18 protein-coding genes are annotated in these 21,554 nt (G+C 42.9%); 10 read left to right on the top strand and 8 right to left on the bottom strand.

What is annotated here, in order from left to right; genetic code table 11:
• Window positions 1-62: 62 nt before the first annotated feature.
• From uvrA to HMPREF2794_RS21785, 3 genes are all read left to right on the top strand, one after another.
• Window positions 63-2,888, top strand: a complete 2,826-nt coding sequence (gene uvrA, locus HMPREF2794_RS21795; protein ID WP_055271685.1) for an excinuclease ABC subunit UvrA — start codon at window positions 63-65, stop codon at window positions 2,886-2,888.
• Between the two features lie 104 nt (window positions 2,889-2,992).
• Window positions 2,993-3,472 carry a Cys-tRNA(Pro) deacylase gene (gene ybaK, locus HMPREF2794_RS21790; RefSeq protein ID WP_010538388.1) on the top strand — a complete coding sequence of 160 codons (480 nt, stop codon included), beginning with the start codon at window positions 2,993-2,995 and terminating at the stop codon, window positions 3,470-3,472.
• Between the two features lie 75 nt (window positions 3,473-3,547).
• Window positions 3,548-5,065, top strand: a complete 1,518-nt coding sequence (locus HMPREF2794_RS21785) for a peptide MFS transporter (protein ID WP_022301875.1) — start codon at window positions 3,548-3,550, stop codon at window positions 5,063-5,065.
• Between the two features lie 91 nt (window positions 5,066-5,156).
• On the opposite strand, the gene HMPREF2794_RS21780 is transcribed toward HMPREF2794_RS21785, so the two are convergent.
• Window positions 5,157-5,654: a GNAT family N-acetyltransferase gene (locus HMPREF2794_RS21780; RefSeq protein ID WP_010538386.1), complete on the bottom strand. Its 498-nt coding sequence runs from the start codon at window positions 5,652-5,654 to the stop codon at window positions 5,157-5,159.
• Window positions 5,655-5,822: 168 nt separating this feature from the next.
• On the opposite strand from HMPREF2794_RS21780, the gene HMPREF2794_RS21775 reads away from it, so the two are divergent.
• From HMPREF2794_RS21775 to HMPREF2794_RS21755, 5 genes are all read left to right on the top strand, one after another.
• Window positions 5,823-6,149, top strand: coding sequence for a PadR family transcriptional regulator (locus tag HMPREF2794_RS21775; protein WP_010538385.1), 327 nt, complete (start codon window positions 5,823-5,825; stop codon window positions 6,147-6,149).
• 21 nt (window positions 6,150-6,170) lie between these two features.
• Complete coding sequence (locus tag HMPREF2794_RS21770) at window positions 6,171-7,265, top strand: PspC domain-containing protein (protein WP_022301873.1); 1,095 nt, start codon at window positions 6,171-6,173, stop codon at window positions 7,263-7,265.
• Between the two features lie 153 nt (window positions 7,266-7,418).
• Window positions 7,419-8,417: an MBL fold metallo-hydrolase gene (locus tag HMPREF2794_RS21765; protein ID WP_022301872.1), complete on the top strand. Its 999-nt coding sequence runs from the start codon at window positions 7,419-7,421 to the stop codon at window positions 8,415-8,417.
• A 20-nt stretch (window positions 8,418-8,437) separates the two neighbouring features.
• Entirely contained in the window at window positions 8,438-8,947 is a 510-nt protein-coding gene (locus HMPREF2794_RS21760; RefSeq protein WP_010538382.1) for a flavin reductase family protein, read from the top strand.
• A gap of 104 nt (window positions 8,948-9,051) precedes the next feature.
• Entirely contained in the window at window positions 9,052-9,711 is a 660-nt protein-coding gene (locus tag HMPREF2794_RS21755) for a hypothetical protein (RefSeq protein ID WP_010538381.1), read from the top strand.
• A gap of 104 nt (window positions 9,712-9,815) precedes the next feature.
• Here HMPREF2794_RS21755 and HMPREF2794_RS21750 read toward each other — a convergent pair whose 3' ends face one another.
• The 4 genes from HMPREF2794_RS21750 to HMPREF2794_RS21735 all read right to left on the bottom strand — a co-directional run bounded on the left by HMPREF2794_RS21750 (window position 9,816) and on the right by HMPREF2794_RS21735 (window position 16,911).
• A complete protein-coding gene (locus HMPREF2794_RS21750) occupies window positions 9,816-11,915 on the bottom strand; it encodes a dipeptidyl-peptidase Dpp5 (RefSeq protein WP_070752678.1) in 2,100 nt (699 codons plus the stop codon).
• 46 nt (window positions 11,916-11,961) lie between these two features.
• Complete coding sequence (bexA, locus tag HMPREF2794_RS21745) at window positions 11,962-13,293, bottom strand: multidrug efflux MATE transporter BexA (protein ID WP_070752676.1); 1,332 nt, start codon at window positions 13,291-13,293, stop codon at window positions 11,962-11,964.
• An 85-nt stretch (window positions 13,294-13,378) separates the two neighbouring features.
• Window positions 13,379-15,235: a membrane protein insertase YidC gene (yidC, locus tag HMPREF2794_RS21740; protein WP_022301868.1), complete on the bottom strand. Its 1,857-nt coding sequence runs from the start codon at window positions 15,233-15,235 to the stop codon at window positions 13,379-13,381.
• Between the two features lie 62 nt (window positions 15,236-15,297).
• Window positions 15,298-16,911, bottom strand: a complete 1,614-nt coding sequence (locus tag HMPREF2794_RS21735; RefSeq protein WP_010538377.1) for a CTP synthase — start codon at window positions 16,909-16,911, stop codon at window positions 15,298-15,300.
• Between the two features lie 185 nt (window positions 16,912-17,096).
• Here HMPREF2794_RS21735 and HMPREF2794_RS21730 point away from each other — a divergent pair, with 185 nt between their 5' ends.
• Window positions 17,097-18,548 carry a DUF3078 domain-containing protein gene (locus HMPREF2794_RS21730; protein ID WP_022301867.1) on the top strand — a complete coding sequence of 484 codons (1,452 nt, stop codon included), beginning with the start codon at window positions 17,097-17,099 and terminating at the stop codon, window positions 18,546-18,548.
• A gap of 98 nt (window positions 18,549-18,646) precedes the next feature.
• Here the strand turns inward: HMPREF2794_RS21730 and HMPREF2794_RS21725 are convergent, their stop codons facing one another.
• The 3 genes from HMPREF2794_RS21725 to HMPREF2794_RS21715 form a co-directional block, all read right to left on the bottom strand.
• Window positions 18,647-19,432: a DUF4373 domain-containing protein gene (locus HMPREF2794_RS21725; protein ID WP_055271672.1), complete on the bottom strand. Its 786-nt coding sequence runs from the start codon at window positions 19,430-19,432 to the stop codon at window positions 18,647-18,649.
• 24 nt (window positions 19,433-19,456) lie between these two features.
• The gene (locus HMPREF2794_RS21720; protein WP_010538374.1) at window positions 19,457-19,822 is read right to left on the bottom strand and encodes an SH3 beta-barrel fold-containing protein; all 366 of its coding nucleotides are present in this window, start codon (window positions 19,820-19,822) and stop codon (window positions 19,457-19,459) included.
• A gap of 228 nt (window positions 19,823-20,050) precedes the next feature.
• The gene (locus HMPREF2794_RS21715; protein ID WP_010538373.1) at window positions 20,051-20,452 is read right to left on the bottom strand and encodes a DUF4119 family protein; all 402 of its coding nucleotides are present in this window, start codon (window positions 20,450-20,452) and stop codon (window positions 20,051-20,053) included.
• 96 nt (window positions 20,453-20,548) lie between these two features.
• Between HMPREF2794_RS21715 and HMPREF2794_RS21710 the strand changes: the two genes are divergently transcribed.
• Complete coding sequence (locus HMPREF2794_RS21710) at window positions 20,549-21,496, top strand: tyrosine-type DNA invertase cluster 3b (RefSeq protein ID WP_032837109.1); 948 nt, start codon at window positions 20,549-20,551, stop codon at window positions 21,494-21,496.
• The last annotated feature ends 58 nt before the right edge of the window (window positions 21,497-21,554 follow it).

Raw genomic sequence — 21,554 nt, 5'->3', positions numbered from 1 at the left:
TTTTTTAGGAGCATATTTCGGGCGGAAACATTAATTTTGTACCATTTATGAAGGATATGAATATGCAAGAAACAGAATATATTAATGTGTATGGTGCTCGTGTGCACAACTTGAAAGATATTGATGCTGAAATTCCCCGTAACAGTTTGACAGTGATTACCGGATTGAGTGGTAGTGGTAAATCTTCTTTGGCTTTCGATACGATATTTGCCGAGGGACAACGCCGTTATATCGAGACTTTTTCAGCCTATGCCCGCAACTTCCTGGGGAATCTGGAACGTCCGGATGTCGATAAAATAACCGGTTTGAGTCCGGTTATTTCCATTGAACAAAAGACGACGAATAAAAATCCCCGTTCCACTGTAGGAACAACAACGGAGATATACGATTATCTTCGTCTGCTTTATGCCCGTGCAGGTATTGCCTATTCGTACTTGTCGGGTGAGGAGATGGTGAAATATACGGAGGAACAGATTCTGGATCTGATTCTGAAAGATTATAAAGGAAAGAAGATATACTTGCTCGCACCATTGGTCCGTTCGCGTAAAGGACATTACAAAGAACTTTTCGAACAGGTACGCAAGAAAGGATATCTCTATGTACGGATAGATGGCGAACTGCGTGAAGTGACACATGGTATGAAGCTCGACCGTTACAAAAATCATGATATTGAGGTTGTAATAGATAAGCTGATTGTAGCTGATAAAGATGATAAACGACTGAAACAGAGCGTGGCAACTGCGATGCGTCAAGGTGATGGTTTATTGATGATTCTCGATGCACAAACAGAAAATATCCGCCATTACAGCAAGCGCCTGATGTGTCCGGTCACAGGATTGTCTTATCGGGAACCGGCTCCTCACAACTTCTCGTTCAACTCTCCGCAGGGAGCATGTCCGAAGTGTAAAGGATTGGGAGTCGTTAATCAGATCGATGTCGATAAGGTGATTCCCGACCGTGAACTTTCCATCTATGAAGGAGCCATAGCGCCTTTGGGAAAATACAAGAATGCGATGATTTTCTGGCAGATTGGTGCTTTGCTGGAGAAGTATGAGGCTACTTTAAAAACTCCGATGAAGGAATTGTCAGACGATGCGGTTGAAGAAATCCTGTATGGTTCTGACGATCGGATTAAGATCAAAAGTTCGTTGATAGGGACTTCTTCCGATTACTTTGTGACCTACGAGGGAGTCGTAAAATATATCCAGATGCTTCAGGAAAAAGATGCATCTGCTACAGCGCAGAAGTGGGCGGAACAGTTTGCACGGACCACTGTTTGTCCGGAATGTAAAGGTGCCCGGTTGAATAAAGAAGCATTACACTTCCGTATTCACGACAAGAACATCAATGAGCTGGCAAATATGGACATTAATGAGCTATATGACTGGCTGATGAATGTGGACCAGTTCCTGTCTGACAAACAGAAGAAAATCGCTGCCGAGATTCTGAAAGAGATTCGTACGCGTTTGAGATTCCTGCTGGATGTAGGGCTGGATTATCTGGCGCTGAATCGTAGTTCAGTCAGTCTGTCCGGTGGTGAAAGCCAGCGTATTCGTCTCGCTACACAGATTGGTTCCCAATTGGTGAATGTACTTTATATTCTGGATGAACCCAGTATCGGATTGCACCAGCGTGACAATCTGCGACTGATCCGTTCGTTGAAGGAGCTCCGTGATATGGGGAACTCTGTTATAGTAGTTGAACATGATAAAGATATGATGCTGGCTGCCGACTATGTGATTGATATGGGACCGAAAGCGGGACGTCTGGGCGGAGAAGTCGTTTTCTCCGGAACTCCGTCGGAAATGCTTAAAACCGAAACGATGACTTCGCAATATCTGAACGGAAAGATGAAAATAGAAATTCCGGTCAAGCGGAGAAAAGGGAATGGGAAGTCTATCTGGCTGAAAGGAGCGAAAGGAAATAATCTGAAGAATGTAGATGTTGAATTTCCGTTAGGTAAGTTGATTTGTGTGACAGGAGTATCCGGAAGCGGTAAGTCGACTTTGATTAATGAGACTTTGCAGCCGATTCTTTCACAGAAATTCTATCGTTCCTTGCAGGACCCCTTGGAATACGAGTCTATTGAAGGACTGGAAAATATAGATAAGGTAGTCGATGTGGATCAGTCTCCGATAGGACGTACTCCTCGCTCCAATCCGGCTACCTATACGGGTGTATTTTCAGATATCCGTAATTTGTTTGTAAGTCTTCCGGAAGCCAAGATCCGCGGTTATAAACCCGGTCGTTTCTCTTTCAATGTATCGGGCGGTCGTTGTGAAGCCTGTACGGGTAACGGATACAAGACGATTGAAATGAACTTCTTGCCGGATGTGTATGTACCTTGTGAAGTTTGCCATGGCAAACGCTATAATCGTGAAACGCTGGAAGTACGTTTCAAAGGAAAGTCCATTGCTGATGTGCTTGATATGACTATCAACCGTGCTGTCGAATTTTTTGAGAATGTTCCGCAGATTCTGAATAAGATAAAAGTCTTGCAGGATGTCGGTTTGGGCTATATTAAATTAGGACAGTCATCTACCACCCTTTCCGGTGGAGAGAGCCAGCGTGTGAAACTAGCGACAGAATTGTCCAAGCGAGATACCGGTAAAACACTTTACATTCTTGACGAACCGACTACCGGCCTCCATTTCGAAGATATCCGTGTGTTGATGGGGGTACTTAATAAATTGGTGGATAAGGGCAATACCGTTATTGTAATCGAACATAACTTGGACGTTATCAAGATGGCGGATTATATCATAGACATGGGGCCTGAAGGTGGTAAGGGCGGGGGAGTACTCCTTAGCTACGGAACACCGGAAGAGGTTGCGAAGAGCCAGAAAGGTTATACTCCGAAGTTTCTTCGCGAGGAGTTAGGACTTTGATATTGAAGTATAAGTGCCGGCTTATGGGCTTTTGTCCGATAAGTCGGCATTTATCATATTCTTTAGTATATATTGCATACAAGATTAATAAAAGAAACAACAAAATGAAGATCAATAAGACGAATGCGGCGCGTTTGCTGGATAAAGCTAAAATAGCTTATGAATTGATTCCTTATGAGGTGGACGAAAATGATCTGAGTGCTATTCATGTAGCAGCCAATTTAGGCGAAAATATAGAGCAGGTATTTAAGACACTTGTTCTTCACGGTGACAAAAGCGGCTATTTTGTTTGCGTCATCCCGGGTGAACACGAAGTTGATTTGAAACTGGCGGCAAAGGCTTCCGGCAATAAAAAGTGCGATCTCATACCCGTGAAGGAACTTCTTCCGCTGACGGGATATATCCGGGGAGGTTGTTCGCCCATTGGAATGAAGAAGCATTTTCCTACTTATATTCATGACACTTGCCTGCATTTTCCGTATATTTATGTAAGTGCCGGTGTACGGGGGCTTCAGATAAAGCTTGCACCGGATGATTTAATCCGTGAATCGAGGGCAGAAATTTGCCGTTTATTTGAGGAATAAATCCAAAAAAGTATATATTTGCAGAATATATGTCATTAGAAAAATTATCAATCATTAATTAATAAATTTATATCTATGTTTGACAAACACCCTAAAGGACTGATAGCAGCCGCTTTAGCCAATCTAGGTGAACGCTTCGGCTTCTATACAATGATGGCAATCCTCGTGCTTTTCCTGCAAGCTAAGTTTGGAATGAATGGAAAAGAAGCAGGATTTATTTATTCAACTTTTTATTTCTCCATTTACATTCTTGCTTTGGTCGGAGGTATTATTGCCGATAAGACACGAAACTACAAAGGAACTATTTTCACGGGAATCGTGCTGATGGCAGTGGGGTACCTGTTGCTGGCTATTCCATCTAAGACTCCGGTAGACAATCAGACCTTTTATCTGGTGATCACCTGTGCCAGTTTGTTTGTGATTGCATTTGGTAACGGATTATTTAAAGGAAATCTGCAGGCTCTGGTAGGGCAGATGTATGATAATCCCCAATATGCAAGTATGCGTGATTCCGGTTTCTCCTTATTCTATATGTTCATTAATATCGGTGCCATTTTTGCTCCGTTTGCAGCGGTAGGTGTACGTAACTGGTGGTTATCTACTTTCGGTTACAATTATGATGCCGATCTTCCTGCATTATGTCATGGTCATTTGGCTGGTACGCTGTCACCCGAAGCTACCGAAACATATCATACATTGGTAGAGAAAGCCTCCAGTGTTCCGGTACAGGATTATACAGCATTTGCATCTGATTATTTGAATGTCTTTACCACAGGTTTCCATTATGCGTTTGGAGTGGCTATCATCGCGATGGTCATTTCTTTGACGATCTATTTGCTGAATAAGAGAAACTTCCCGGATCCCAGCAAGAAGGCAGCTGCTTCTTCCTCCTCTTCGTCTGCTACTGTAGAAATGAGTATTCAGGAAGTAAAACAACGTATGTACGCTCTCTTTGCAGTATTCGGAGTCGTTATCTTCTTCTGGTTCTCTTTCCACCAGAACGGTTTGACATTGACTTACTTTGCAAAAGAATACACTGACCTCAATTTGTTTGGCATGCCTATTTCCGCAGAGTTGTTCCAATCACTGAATCCATTCTTCGTTGTCTTCCTGACTCCTGTGATTATGGCGATCTTTGCCAGTCAGCGCAGACGTGGAAAAGAACCTTCTACTCCTAAAAAGATTGCGATTGGTATGGGTATTGCGGCATTAGCCTTTATCGTAATGGCTGTCGGCTCTTATTTTGCCAATCTACCTTTGCACAAGGATATTATTGCTGTAGGTACTTCACCGGTGAAAGTGACTCCGTTCCTGTTGATGCTGACTTATCTGATTCTGACGGTAGCTGAGTTGTACATTTCCCCGTTGGGAATTTCGTTTGTGTCTAAAGTGGCTCCTCCGAAATACCAGGGTATCATGCAGGGAGGATGGCTAGGTGCAACTGCGCTTGGTAATCAGCTGCTGGTGATCGGTGCTATCCTATACGAATCAATTCCTATCTGGATGACATGGACTGTATTTGTTGTAGCTTGTACTATTTCAATGTTTACAATGATTTTCATGCTGAAATGGCTGGAACGCGTAGCGAAATAAGCTTACGTCAGTAATACATAAAACGAATGCCCCGGAACAGATATTGTCATTCAATCCATGTTCCGGGGCATTTTGTATATAGCTTTATTTTTCAGATATCCAGTCCCATGATATAGTCATTCATGTAATATCCGTTGCCAATCGGAAAATCCCCTTCCCGCAACTTTCTCATTCCCATCCGTTCATAAAACAGTAAAGCTTTATTGTCACGGTTCACATTCAGCTCCATTAAGCAAGGTTCCGGATGTACTTCCTTTATATATTTGATAGCTTCTCTGAATAAAAAGCTGCCGCAGTGCGCGCCTTGAAAATAGGGGAGAACGTAAATTTTCTGAAGATGGAATACATTTTCTTCCTGTTGTTGTACAGAGACGTAGCCGCAGGGCTCGCACTCTTCATACGCGATAAAATAAACATGGCCTTCTTCTTCCATTTGTTTCCGGATATTTTCGGGAGAGTACATCCAGTCCATCATATAATCCAGTTGTTCGGGAGATAAGATCTCTTTATAAGTAGCGGGAAATACTTCACCCGCCATTTGGTTGATCAGTCCGCAATCATCTGTGGTTGCTTTTCGAATAGTAAACATACGTATTTTCTTTTTTGTGGTTTTTTTGAATTGCAAATATAGCGATTATTTCTTTTTATAATAAGGTGGTAACTTCTTAATGATTTAATTATTATTAAATTATAGTACTTTGTAATGCAAGGTACTAAAGTAATGCATATATTTGTTCTGTTAAAAAGAAAAAGAACAATGAATGTAGACAATGTAAAATCTCAGATGAGAAAAGGCATGTTAGAGTATTGTATCATGCTTTTACTTCACAAAGAGCCGGCTTATGCTTCTGACATTATTCAGAAGTTGAAAGAGGCGCAGCTGATTGTGGTGGAGGGTACCTTATATCCATTGCTGACACGTTTGAAGAATGACGATTTGTTGAGTTATGAATGGGTAGAATCCACGCAAGGTCCACCTCGTAAGTACTATAAGCTTACAGAAAAAGGAGAAGCCTTTTTAGGCGAGCTTGAGCTGTCCTGGAAGGAGCTGAATGAAACAGTGAATCATATTGCTAGTAGATAATTCGATAAAGAAGAAATAATAATGAAAAAAACATTGACTGTAAATTTAGGAGGAACTGTCTATCATATAGATGATGATGCCTACCGTCTGTTGGACAACTATCTGGCCAACCTGAAACATTATTTTCGCAAACAGGAGGGAGCGGAAGAGATTGTGAATGATATCGAGATTCGTATTGCCGAGTTGTTTGCCGAGAAAGTGTCTGCAGGGAAGCAAGTCATTACCCTTGCCGATGTAGAGGAAATCATAGCCCGGGTAGGCAAGCCGGAGGACTTTGGTGTATCTGACGACGAATCCGAACCTCGTAAAAAGGAGCAGGCTGCTTCTGCCGGTCAGGGATATACACGGACTGCCACTACCCGTCGCTTGTTCCGTGATCCGGATAATAAACTGCTGGGAGGTGTAGCTTCGGGGCTGGCCGCTTATTTTGACTGGGATATAACGCTGGTACGCATCTTGATGATTGTCTTGTTGTTCGTTCCTTATTGTCCGATGATTATTCTTTATATTATAGGATGGATTATCATTCCCGAAGCACGTACGGCAGCCGAAAAACTGAGCATGCGTGGGGAAGCGGTGACCATTGAGAATATAGGTAAAACGGTGACAGACGGTTTTGAACGGGTTGCCGACGGAGTGAATAACTTTGTGAACTCAGATAAGCCACGCACCTTTCTACAGAAAGTAGGCGATGTATTTGTGACGATAGCTGCCATTATTCTCAAGATATTCCTGATTGCCCTTATCATTATTTGCTGCCCGATATTGTTCGTGCTAGCGGTGTTGATAGTGGCGTTGGTGTTTGTGGTGATTGCTGCACTCATTGGCGGAGGAGCTATACTTTATGAGATGCTTCCGGCTATCGACTGGGCTCCTATAGCCACCGTATCTCCTATAATGACATTGCTGGGTACCATCTCAGGAATTGCCTTGATAGCTATTCCGTTAGGAGCCTTCCTGTATACCATTTTTCGTCAGTTGTTCCATTGGTCACCGATGGGAACCGGTCTGAAATGGTCTCTGTTTATCCTGTGGGTACTGGGGCTTGTCATCGTAATTATTAATTTGTCAGCTCTCGGATGGCAGTTGCCGTTGTATGGCCTGCACTGCTTTTAATGTAAGATTGTTCTATTAAAAAAGAATAATATTTATTCTTTTTCTGAGAAATGTACCCCGATAGTGTGTCCGGGGTACATTTTTTGTTTGTCTTTCTTTCTAAATCGAGATTTTTAATTAAGTTTGTAATAGCTTATTCAATAGATAAAGAAAATGGGTGAACATATATGTTTCAGGCGAAACGAACGTTTGGCTACCGTCAATCCTTATTGGAGAGGAAATCCGATGGTGCGCGGACGTTTTTTTAACAGGCAACACCGTTTCCGCCCCGGTATGGGAAGTGTGCTGAAATGGCGTCTGTCTCCCAATCCTCAGCGGAAAGAAAAGAAGACAGTGAAGTGGGACCCCAAAGTCTGCTATCTTCGTTCGCTGGATGTTGTGGTGGGAGATTCTTTAATATGGTTGGGGCATAATTCCTTTTTTCTTCAGCTGGCAGGTAAAAGAATCATGTTCGATCCGGTTTTCGGGAGCATCCCTTTTGTGAAGAGACAAAGTGAATTTCCTGCCAATCCCGACATTTTTACAGGAATTGATTACCTGCTCATTAGTCATGATCATTTTGACCATCTGGATAAACAGAGCATAACCCGTCTGCTGAATAACAATCCGCAAATGAAACTGTTTTGTGGGTTGGGAACCGGAGAATTGATACAAAGTTGGTTTCCGGAAATGAAGGTGATTGAGGCCGGCTGGTATCAGCAACTGGAAGATGAAGAACTGAAAATAACGTTTTTGCCGGCACAGCACTGGAGCAAACGTTCCGTGCGTGACGGAGGGCAGCGGTTGTGGGGCGCTTTCATGTTGCAGGGACATGGTGTCTCTCTTTATTATAGTGGAGATACAGGATATTCTAGCCATTTCCGGGAAATCCCGGAACTGTTCGGAGCTCCGGATTATGCTTTGCTGGGTATCGGCGCGTATAAACCCCGCTGGTTCATGCGTCCCAATCATATCTCTCCTTATGAATCACTGACTGCCTCCGAAGAGATGCGGGCAGGAATTACCATTCCGATGCATTATGGTACATTTGATTTATCAGACGAACCTTTGCATGATCCGCCTAAAGTATTTGCAGCAGAAGCAAAAAAAAGAAAGATCCGTGTGGAAATCCCTTATCTGGGAGAAATCGTAAAACTGAGTAAAAGAAAGTAATTATAAAACGAACTAAAGAGATGAAGAAGTTAGAAGTAAAAGACCTGAAAGAAAATTTCTTTGAGGCGATTGGTAAAGAATGGATGTTGGTTACTGCCGGTACAAAAGAGAAATTCAATACAATGACAGCCAGTTGGGGTGGTATTGGGTGGCTTTGGAATAAGCCTGTTGCTTTTGTTTTTATTCGTCCCGAACGATATACATACGAGTTTATAGAGAAAAGTGATTATCTGACGCTTTCCTTTTTGGGAGAAGCCAACAAAAAGGTCCATGCAATTTGTGGCTCAAAATCCGGTCGTGATATGGACAAAGTGAAAGCAACCGGACTGAAACCTGTATTTACAGAACAGGGCAATGTGTTTTTTGAACAAGCCCGCCTGATTTTGGAATGCAAAAAACTTTATGCGGACAATATTAAACCGGATTGCTTCCTCGATAAGGAATCTATAGAAAAATGGTATGGCGGTGCTCATGGAGGTTTCCATAAGATGTATATAGTAGAAATTGAAAATATTTGGGAGGGAGATTAATTCTCCCTTTTTTTATTTTTTATCGGTAAAACTTTGACAAGTGATATAAATATTATACATTTGCCCTAAACTAAACTATTGTAACACAACTAAAACTAAGCGTTATGAAAACAAAAATGTTCTTTCTTGCAGGTATCTGCGCTGCACTCGCAGCTTGTAGTAGTGATTCGGATGAAGTGTCTTCTTCTCCATCCAATGCTCCGGCGATATTAGAGGTCGTTTCCTATAAGTTTGTGCAGGAGGAAACGGATGTGGTAGAGTGGATAGAAGGAGAGGTGCAAGTACTACAACATGTTGAGAATAATAAGAGCACACCTCTTCCAATGGAGTATAAATCGGAAGAAAGGTATAAGGATTATTCTTTATTTGTATTAACGGATGGCGTATTGCCAAATAAAGTTGAAAACTTGGAGGATTTAAAGATTAGTGTACCTATCGTAGATACCAAAGGAAAACTTTTTTATAGTGGTGGAGTAGAAACTCCATTGATTTTTGGACGTCAACAAGCTGTAGAAAATGGAGACCGTTCCGTTGAACGTATCAGCTATACAGTTCCACCCTATTCTATTTATGAAATAACGAGGCATGACTGCGGATATAAATGTACATTAACTTTTTATATAACTCTAAGAGATTTAAATACTGATAAAAAATATCCATTGAAAGGTAAATGGACAGGGATACAGTTTAATAGTTTACGTAAGACTTTGTCTGATGTTACTGATAAGTCGTCTGTAAATTATGTAAATTATGAGATAGAATAATTTCAGATAATAGTTACAATAAGAATGTCCTATATGCTGACTAATGAAAGCTGCATATAGGACATTTTATTTAATGATCATTTTTAGAATGATCTTTGTTTAAACTATTGCTTGTTTGATTTCAGCCATTTATCCAGCCACTCAAAGAAAGTGCGTTGCCACAAGACACCATTCTGCGGTTTCAGTACCCAATGGTTCTCGTCCGGATAAATCAGTAACTCGGCAGGTACACCACGCATTACAGCGGCATCAAATGCAGCCATAGCCTGATTAGCCAGAATACGGAAATCTTTCTCTCCATGAATACAGAGAATCGGAGTATCCCATTTATCTACGAATAGGTGAGGGGAGTTGGCGAAAGTGCGCTGTGCTACCGGATTTTGTTTTTCCCAGTATGCGCCACCCATATCCCAGTTGGCAAACCATTTTTCTTCTGTTTCCAGATATTGCATTTCCATATTGAAGATTCCGTCGTGAGCGATAAAGGCTTTGAAGCGTTTGTCATGATGACCGGCTAACCAATATACGGAGAATCCTCCGAAACTAGCGCCAACACATCCCAGACGGTCTTTATCTACATACGATTCTTTAGCCATCTCATCGATAGCAGTGAAGTAGTCTTTCATACACTGACCGCCATAATCACCGCTAATCTGTTCATTCCATTCCACTCCGAATCCCGGCAGTCCGCGACGGTTCGGGGCTACAATGATATAGTCGTTGGCAGCCATAATCTGGAAATTCCAACGATAAGACCAGAACTGGCTTACCGGACTCTGAGGGCCACCTTCGCAGAACAATAGTGTCGGATATTTCTTATTCGGATCGAACTGGGGAGGATAGATTACCCATGTCAGCATATCCTTGCCATCCGTCGTTTTCATCCAGCGACCTTCTACCTTGCCCATTTCCAACTGATCATAGATCTGCTTATTCTCCTGCGTCAATTGAGTAGCAGAACCATCCAGTGCTACGGCATAGATTTCGTCGCCCATGCTCATAGAATGACGTTTGGCAATTAGTTTGTCGCCAAAGAGCGCTACCCCTTCGTAATCATACATTCCCGAAGTGATCGCTTTCACAGAGTCATTTGTCAGGTCAAGAGAGTAAATCTGAGTTTCTCCATGCCACACACCTGTAAAATAGATTGTCTTGGCATCATTTCCCCAGATAAACGCATCTACATTAGACTCAAATGCCTTGCTGACAAAACGTTTCTCACCGGTTTCCAGATTCATGATAAACAAGCGGTTCAGATCAGCTTCGTAACCGTCACGCTCCATGCTTTGCCATGCAATATACTTGCCATCCGGAGAATATTGCGGGTTGGTGTCATATCCCTTGTTTTCTTCGGTGATATTATCCGTTTTCTTTGTATTCAGATCATACACATAAATATCCGAATTGGTAGAAATCGCATATTCCAGCCCCGTTTTTTTACGACAGGTATAAGCCACTTTGTCCGAAGTCACATTCCATGCCAGTTGTTCAATACCGCCCCAAGGCTTCATCGGACTTTCGTATGGTTCTCCTTCCAGTATATCTACGATATTGGAAATACCGTTGCCGTCAAAATCGGCCACAAAAGGATGTGGTGCAGTGGTCACCCACTCATCCCAGTGTTTATACATCAGATCGGTGATGATAATACCGGTAGCTTTCGGCAGATCCGGATGCTTGTCGGCAGTACTTTCTTTGGTTTTCACTTGCGATATAAACAGTAGTTTCTTGCCGTCCGGTGAGATTGAATAACCTTCAATGTCTCCGTCGTAGTTGGTCAGTTGTTTGCGACCGCTACCGTCCGGGTTCATCTCATACAACTGGCTGCTTCCGTTGTCGTTGCTCAGGAAAGCCAGCTTCGTTCCTCCTTTGATCCAGGTCACTTCATTTTCCTGATAAGGAGTGCGGGTGATCTGCCGGTTGTCGCTGCCGTCCGCGTTCATGACGAAAACTTCGCGATTACTCTTGTTTTCCGGTACACTGTAGTATGCTACCGTATACGCAATTTTCTTTCCGTCGGGCGATACCGCCAATCCTCCGATACGTCCCATTGCCCAAAGAGCTTCAGGCGTCATGCGCTTCCCTTCGATCTTAATATCGGATTTTTCGATAAGCACCTGATCCGTTTTGCCTGCGTCTTTTGTTCCGCCGCAGGCAGCTAACAACATTGCTGCCGACATCATAAATAGATTTGCTTGTCTCATATTTTATAAAATGTTTATTTTCTTGCGAAGATAATGAAAAAAGAATTTAAATCTTCTTTTTCTGCCAGTTTCCTTTCTTCATATACCAGTAGCAGAAGAGAAGGATAAAAATACCATATACATGTTCCGTTGTCCAGGCGAATGCGATATCCATTTTCAAGTAAAGAATAAAGTATGTGGCGTAAGCTACATAAATTGCCAGTACACAGAGTTCCATGGCCAGTGCCGTGCGGGTATTTCCTGTTCCCGATACTGACTGGAAATAAACGTTGGCCGGCACCAATAACAGATAGGCTGAACAAAGCACCCATAGCGAAGGTATGGAGGCTGCCCTTAAATCGGGCATGTCCGTGTAAATGCGCAAAATCAGGTCCGGGAACAAGCAGAAGAACACCAATATAGGCAGTACGAACACATATCCGATGCGGATATGCTGGTTGATCGTTCCCCGTACACAGTTTTTCTCTCCCGCACCAATCAGGTTGCTGACCAGTGAACCGCACGTAGCGGCAAAAGCCATGGCCACCATGAATGGAATTCCCGATACATTCCGGATGATGTTGGCGATAGCCAGCGAACGCTCTCCCAAATGCTCTACAAACAGGAAGAACATAAACCAAGTGGACAGAGATACGAAATTCTGAATCATTGTCCATACGGAAACGTTGAGAATCCGCTTGAGAGTCCGGCTCTGGAATTTAGGCAGAATATTCAGCGCATACTTCTTGCAGTCGATCCGTTTCCATGTATAAATGATAAAGAAGATGGCGGAAACTAATTCGGCCAGTGAAGAACCGATAGCTGCACCGGCGATACCCAACTGCGGGAAACCGAATTTACCGAAAATCAGGATGTAGTTGAATACCACATTCGACAATACCATTACGACGGAGTTCAGCGTCAGTGTCTTAGTCTGTGTCGTGCCGACAAAGAAAGCACGGAACATCACTCCGACAAAGGAGAAGAAGAACCCGTAAACCCGCCAGTGGATATAGCTTTCGGCTGCATCATAAATGTGGTGGGACGAAATGATATTTTTCAGGATAAGCGGTGAAAAGACAATCGAAAGTGTAAATAAGACTGCGGCAATAGCCAGAAGAAAATAGACGCCCTGATAGAAAATCGGCCCGATTTCCTTGTAGTTCCCTTCTCCGTTACGACGGGCAATCAGGATTTGTGCTCCGATACTGAATCCGAAGGCCATCATGAAGATAGCCAGATAATATACACCTGCGATGGCAGATGCCCCTAATTCTATTTCCCCGACGCGTCCGAGGAATGCGGTATCCGTCATACCGATCATTTGCTCCATGATCAGACTGATCAGAATAGGGTAGGCGATCGTCCAGATTTGTTTATAAGTATATTTTGTCTTCATATTAAGTTTGTTTTTTAGAGAAAGAAAGCCGGACAAACCCCATTCGGTTGCCCGGCTTTCTCAGAATATATTTTCCGATAATTTCTTATCGTTTATTCTGTTTTTGCTGCTGTAATAATTCCTGTTGCTTTTGCATAGCTTCCAGTCGTGCAGCAAATCCGGTCTTTTTCATTTGTTTCGGGTCTTTCTTCTTAGCTTCCAGAATAGCCAGCAATTTTGTTTCGTCCGTAGTCTTACGCAACAAAATCATGGTTCCTACACTAATCAGTGTTGACACGAAATAGTAATAGTTCAATCCCGACGGATAATCGTTCAGTACGAACAAGAACATGATCGGCATCAGATACATCATCCATTTCATCGCCGCCATTTGCGGTTGCGCTCCTGTATCCTGCATTGTCATCGTATATTTGGTGTTCAGGATGTTGGTTACCGTCATCAGCAGGCAGAACAAGCTGAGATGGTTGCCCAGGAACGGAATATGGAACGGGAACGTGATGAACGCGTCGTAAGTAGACAAGTCATCCGCCCACAAGAAACTCTGCTGACGCAATTCGATAGCGCTCGGTACAAACATGAACAATGCCATCAAAATCGGGAACTGCAACAACATCGGCAGACAGCCGCCCATCGGGCTTACACCGTACTGGCTGTAAAGGCTCATCACCTCCTGTTGTTTCTTCATCGCATCTTCCTGCTTCGGATATTTCTTGTTGATCTCGTCGATTTTCGGTTTCAGTACACGCATCTTGGCAGAAGACATGTATGTTTTCCAGGTAGCAGGGTAAACCAGCACCTTCACCATAATCGTCAGAATCAACAGTACGATACCCATGCTCAAGCCCCAGCCTGACAGCCAGTCGAATACGTTGATCGTGATAAACTGGTTGATCCAGCGAATCAGCGGCCAGCCCAGATAGACCAGTCTGTTCAGTTCCCATTTCTCTGCACGTCCTTTGTCCAGTGCCTTCAGTGTCTTATAGTGGTTCGGGCCAAAGTAGAAATACATTTCCGTCGGTTGTTTGCCGCTCGGATCAAAGAAAGTACTCATTTCGGCAGAGTAATCTTTGATGTATCCGCTTCCTTGCTGTTCCATTCTTGACTTCACGGAAACCTTGTTGAAATCCTGATCTGCGATGAATACAGAAGAGAAGAACTGGTTTTTGAATGCAACCCAGTCGATCGCTGTATTACCCAGCTCCTTTTCGTCATCCTTGGCTGCCGACAGGTTATCTACATTGTCACCTTTTACTTTATAAGTCAGCTCTGAAAGGCGGTTTTCGTAAGTGAATCCCTTTTCGAGCTGGCGTGCGCGCTGTGTCCAGTCGATGTCTACATATTCCGTACTGGCCAGTTTGCCTTCCATACCTGTAGCTTTGATTTCAAAGTTCATCAGGTAGCTGTTGGGTTTCAGCGTATAGATAAAATCTATGTAGCTGGCATTGTCCGCAGCCAGGCGCATGGTGACGCTGCTGTCTGTCTTGTTGACAGCCTCGAAGTAATAATCCTTCGTCTGGATGGCTCCTTGCTTGTTGTAGAAGTTGAAACTCATGGTAGCGTCATCGCCGTCGAACAGTACGACAGGAGTTGTCTTGTCCTGTCCTTTGTATTCTTTCAGCATTGCCGAATAAACCCGTCCGCCTTTCGTAGTGAAAGTTATTTCCGCTACGTCGTTCTGGATGCTGACTTTAGAGTCGGTTCCATGCATCGCGTTGAAGAACAGGGCAGAGGAATCTGCTGCAACCGCTGCGCTTTTGTTTTCGTTGGCGAGTGCGGCTTCTGTTTTTGCTTTCAGCGCTTCCTGCTGCTGTTGCACCACGGCAATAGAATCGTAGTATTTCTTCTGTGCAGCTATCTGTTCCTCGCTCGGACGGCTCAGAAAACTGAATCCTACCAATAATATACCTATTAAAACGAGACCTGTAATGGTGTTTTTATCCATTCCTATTAATTATGAATTATAAATTTTTGAATAATAAATTGTCAATTGTCAACTGTCAATTATCAATTCTTCTCGTTCTCGATGGCTGCCTTCACGAAAGCCACAAACAACGGGTGCGGGTTCAATACCGTACTGCTGTATTCCGGATGGAACTGTGTACCGATAAACCATTTCAATGCCGGAATTTCCACGATTTCTACCAGATCCGATTCGGGGTTGATACCCACGCATTTCATGCCGGCAGCTTCGTATCGGGCCTTATAGTCATTGTTGAACTCATAGCGGTGGCGGTGACGTTCCTGGATATGTTCTTCGCCATAAGCCTGAAATGCTTTCGAGCCTTTCTGAAGTACACATTCGTAAGCGCCCAGACGCATTGTACCACCCATATTCGTAATCGCTTTCTGTTCTTCCATGATGTCGATCACGTTGTGCGGAGTCTTTTCATCCATTTCACGTGAGTCGGCATCGGCATATCCCAGCACGTTGCGGGCAAATTCGATAGCGATACATTGCATACCCAGACAGATACCGAAGGTCGGAATATCATGTGTACGTGTGTATTTGATGGCAACAAACTTGCCGTCGATGCCACGTTGACCGAATCCCGGGCCAATCATTACGCCTGCCATGCCTTTCAGTGCTTCGGCTACGTTTTCATCTGTCAGCTTTTCACTGTTTACAAAGTGAACTTCCACTTTGCGGTCGTTGTAAGTACCTGCCTGTGACAATGCTTCGCGAATAGACTTGTAAGCATCCTGCAAGTCATATTTTCCTACCAGTGCGATATTAATAGGTTCTTTCGTTTCAGCAGCATGACGGCGTTCCAGGAATTTACGCCACGGACCGAGTCCCGGAGTTTCTCCTACCGGCAGCCCCATCTTTTCGAGAATCGTGCTGTCCAGTCCCTGTGCCTGCATCAGAAGAGGTACTTCATAGATTGTTTCTGCGTCGATAGACTGTACGACAGCCTTATCGTCCACATTGCAGAATTGAGCCACTTTCTTGCGAAGTCCATCGCTCAGCGGGTGTTCGGCACGGAGCACCAATACGTCCGGCTGGATACCTACGCTCTGGAGTTCCTTGACAGAGTGCTGTGTCGGTTTCGTTTTCAGCTCTCCGGCAGCGGCAAGATAGGGAACATAGGTCAAGTGTACACATAAAGCGTTCTTGCCCAATTCCCATTTCAACTGGCGGATACTTTCGAGATAGGGGAGTGATTCGATATCACCTACCGTACCACCGATTTCGGTAATTACAAAATCGAATTTGTATTTGTTACCGAGCAATTTCACGTTCCGTTTGATTTCGTCCGTGATATGAGGAATCACCTGAATAGTCTTACCCAGATAATCTCCGCGGCGTTCTTTGTCAATAACACTTTTGTAGATACGTCCCGTAGTGATGTTATTGGCCTTCGTTGTCTGTATACCCAGGAAACGTTCGTAATGTCCCAAGTCGAGATCGGCTTCATGTCCGTCTACGGTAACATAGCATTCTCCATGCTCATACGGGTTCAAAGTTCCCGGGTCGATGTTGATGTACGGGTCAAACTTTTGGATGGTTACATTATAACCTCTTGCTTGCAGCAATTTACCGATGGACGATGAGATGATCCCTTTTCCTAAAGAAGAGGCAACACCACCGGTGACGAAAATATACTTTGTTTCTCCCACAGCTATAACTGTTTTAATTATTTTTACTTTAGTAGTTTCTTACGAACTTAAAAAGCGCAAAATTATAAAAAAAAGAGGAAGAATGCAGACTTTCCCCTCTACAATTTTATTAAAAAATGCAATTTTGAAGGAATACTATGTTTTCTAAACAAAATAATGTAGATTTGCACCAAATTAGGAATATTATGAGAAGAGAGTTATTATCATTCGTAGTTTTTACTTCAACTTTATCTTTATCGCTTTCAGCACAGACCACCACCCAACCTTCTACAGTAGTGGCTGAAGCGAGGATTGTGAAGGCAGACACACTTTCGTCAGAACTTCAGAAGTATTTAATGCTTAAATTGAATATGTCCGGCGAAATTCCTAAACTGGATACCGTATCTATCTTATATAATAAGTATATCGGCCAGTTGGACTATCTGAATGACCCGTCTGTACCGCCGCGTTACATTCCGTCCGATCCCAATTATTTTCGTCTGTTTACTCCGCTGGCCTATTATTATGCTCCGATGGCGCAGTATTCGAAAGTGGACTGGAAACCGGTGCGATTTGATTCTCTGCCTGATCAACTGTCCAGGTTGACAGCGGAACTTCTTCCATATGATACTTTGGCATACACAAGGTCTGCACGTGCCAATGAGTCGGTCAATAAAGCATTGATGGATCTTTATCTCAATCATCCGGAACTGGTTGTCACTACTGAAAACCGGATCATGAGCCGTGACGTCTTCCGCCGTGACGTGAAACCGAAGATTTCTCCGAAGGCAACTGTCATCCATCTTTTCCAGCCGGAAGAAATGAGCAACAATGTGGGGAAGGCAAGTATGAAGATCAATCGCCCCAACTGGTGGGTTACCGGAGGTAACGGTTCTTTGCAGATCAGCCAGAACCACCTTTCGGACAACTGGTACAAAGGAGGTGAAAGCAACTTCGCCGGTCTGGCTACCTTGCAGCTTTATGCCAATTACAATGATAATGAGAAAGTCCTTTTCGAAAATCAGTTGGAGGCAAAATTGGGCATGACGTCTACTCCGTCGGATAAATTTCATGATTATCTGATCAATACCGACCAGTTCCGTCTTTACAATAAGTTAGGATTGCGGGCGTTGAAAAACTGGTATTATACTATTTCTTCTGAGTTTAAGACCCAGTTCTGTCACGGCTACAAAGCCAACAGCGAAGAACTTGTTTCCGCATTCCTGTCTCCGGCAGATTTGGCAGTCAGTATCGGTATGGACTACAAACTGAATAAGAAGAAATTCAATCTTTCAGTTTTTATCGGTCCACTGACCTATAACTTGCGATACATTGATAACGCGGAAGTAAACGAAACCAAATTCGGTCTGGAGAAAGGCAAATGCTCTAAAAATGACTTTGGTTCTCAGTTGCAGTCAACGTTCAACTGGAAAATCATTTCGGCTATTTCACTGGACTCCCGTCTGAACTATCTGACCAACTACGAATGGGTACGTGTAGAGTGGGAGAACACGTTCAACTTTGTTTTGAACCGTTATCTTTCTACTAAACTTTACATACATGCCCGTTTCGACGACAGCTCAAAACCAACCGTTGAAAATGGCAGTTTCTTTCAGTTGAAGGAATTACTGAGTTTTGGTATCAACTATAATTGGTAATATTCTATTCAGGCACGGATTACGCGGATTTCACGGTTTTAAGAATTAAGTAACTGAAAACCGTGTTAATCTGCGTAATCCGTGCCTGATTTTTATCCCTATGTCCTCAACGTCGAAATGATATACCTTCCCGGATTATCAATCTTCCCCCATTTGGTGGTAGACAATGTGATCCATATCTGTGTTCCCTTCTTTCCGTAATCCGACAGTTTGAGAATAGCTGTAACTTCCTTCTTGTTTGTCACTCCATGCTGTGCCAGGCTGTCTAAAAGTCCTTTCACGTTGTGCGTGCTTTTGTTATAAGCATAACCGGGGATTTCAATCGAAGGCGGAGCCGTATTGTCTTCTTCTTCCCCTGCTTTACTCTGCTCTCCTTTACTTTGTCCGGAAATGTCTGCAATTTCGGGTGAAATGTTTTCATTTTCCGGTTTCAATTCACTTTGTGCCGACGCATTGTCTGCATTTTCTGCATTACTTTCCTTTTCCTGTTTTCTGGTGTCATTGATCAGCAAGTAAGGCAAATCCTCTAATTTTCTTTTTCTGCGGCAGGTGGCATCTATCCAGATGCGCTGGATTTTGACAGAAGTCAATATCTGAAACTTTTCATAGCTTTCTTTGTCAAAGAATCCTTTGTCAAGCAAAATCTGAATAATTCCGTCCATCTCTTTTCCACTGAGTTCTCCTCCCAGTTTACGGGCAAAGATCAAAGATTGTTCCTCACCCCATGGAATATAATATCCTTCTTTGAATATTTTGCATAGAAGTTTGCATACGGCTCCGTCCACTCTGATACCATATTTGGCTTCAGCCAGTTCAATTGCATCTCTGTCGAAAAAGTTTACGGTAAGCGGGAAATAGTCTACGCTAAGATACGTTGTACTCATGTCGTCTAATGGTTTGTTTTAAGTTTATACAATAGGTTTCCAATCCAGAAAATTCTCAATCTGAAAGGTTCTCCATCCTTTCTCTTCCATGCACCAGAAAATGAAAGTACTGTGTACCTGTGTCATGTCATAAGAGTGGTGAAAGTCTCGGTTGTAAGAAATGAGAGTTCCTGTAACCAGTTGAAAGTTGCCGTTCTGTCTGTAATACGCAATGATAGCATGTCCATATTGCATATGATCTGCCAGCGACTTCACTTTTTCGGCTATTCGTTCTGCAATTGTTTCCGAATAACCTTTCTCTGATACGATACGTCTTTTCCATACTTCTGTCAATCGATCTTTTTGTTCTTTCGTTTCTTTTGTGGCTGCTAGCCGTTTTTCTTTAGTCATTTCATTCTAATTTTGATTACTATTAAGTGTTATTATGTTTGAAGAAAAGGCGGACTATCTGTGAGATGCTTACACTATCGTATGATGATGCTTACACCATCCTGTATCTATAGTGACACTATCTTGTCATTATAGTGACACTATAATTTCTATCGGATAGTTCGTTCTTTTCTTCGTTTTAAAAACGGGGGCAAAATTATGAGTTGTTTTTTTTCGCTCCAATTATTCTTACTGTTTTTTGCTGTAATACTTAGACTTATAATGTTTTTTCTCTTCTTTTTCGCGATTTGCGATTTCTCTTGTCTTTTTGCTTAAACCATGTATTTCACTGAGTATACTGCTGTATTTCATTAATCTATACCCGTGATGCGTATTTACGTAAAATATTCTCCAGCCGGCAATGTAACTGGCCAGGCCTGTTAAAGATTTTACAGAGAAACGAAACTCCTCATCTTCGTAAAAAGAGCGAAGGCAGGCTATAAAAAAGAATTTTTTCTCACCTGTAATTCCTTTTCTTCTTCTCACTTCATTGATGTCGATGATTTCGTCATCATCCTGATAATCAGTTTCAATGTTTTTCTTTTGTTGCGTGCCCACCGCATTTTTCAGGCTTTTCTTAGTTGTTGTCATAACGCTTAAATTAAATAAAATTAAGAAATAAAGGCGTTGAGATGGTAATTCCAAATTTTCGCCCTATAATTGTATATAAAATAACTAGTGATGCAAATGAATAAAAATGGATTTAGCCGATGTGGGGAACTATACATTGGCCTTTTACGAAAAGAAGGTCGTTTTTCTACGGCACATGTCTATCAAAATGCTCTTTTCTCTTTCAATAAGTTTTGTGGTAATACCAGCGTATCTTTCAGGCAAGTCACTCGTGACCGGCTGCGTCGTTACGGAGAGCATCTTTATGATTCGGGCTTGAAGCCGAATACGGTGTCTACTTATATGCGTATGCTTCGCAGCATCTATAATCGTGGAGTAGAGTCGGGTAGTGCGCCCTATATTCATGGTTTGTTTCGTGATGTATATACGGGAGTGGATATCCGCCAGAAGAAAGCTCTTCCGATGAGTGAACTCCGCCGGCTTCTTTACGAAGATCCCAAGTCGGAGTCTTTGCGGCGTACACAGTCTATTGCTGCTCTGATGTTTCAATTCTGTGGAATGTCTTTTGCCGATCTGGCCCATTTGGAGAAGTCAGCCTTGGACTGTAATGTACTGCGATATAATCGCATCAAAACCAGAACTCCGATGAGTGTGGAAGTTTTGGATACCGCCAAGGAGGTTATGAATCAGCTCCGTAATTCCCAGCCGTCGCGTCCGGGTTGTCCTGACTATCTTTTCGGTATTCTCTCCGGCAATAAGAAACGTAAGGATGAACGTGCTTATCGTGAGTATCAATCTGCACTACGTCGGTTTAATAATCATTTGAAGAGTTTGGCAAGAGCTTTGCGGTTGGCTTCACCGGTAACTTCTTACACGATCCGCCATTCTTGGGCAACTACTGCAAAATATCGTGGAGTTCCAATTGAAATGATCAGCGAATCTTTGGGGCATAAGTCTATAAAGACGACGCAAATTTATCTGAAAGGTTTTGAGTTGAAAGAGCGTACGGAGGTGAATCGGATGAATTTACATTACGTAAAGACTTGTCCTTTGGGACGCTTGTAAATAGTCAAAGTGTTGATAATCATAGGTTATACTTGTGCGTTACTTCTTAGGTAACGGA

Origin of the sequence: Bacteroides sp. HMSC067B03 (assembly GCF_001811315.1) — a bacterium.
Taxonomy (GTDB): domain Bacteria; phylum Bacteroidota; class Bacteroidia; order Bacteroidales; family Bacteroidaceae; genus Bacteroides; species Bacteroides faecis.
The sequence above is the reverse complement of the archived record's forward strand: the minus strand, read 5'-3'. Positions and strand labels throughout refer to the sequence as shown.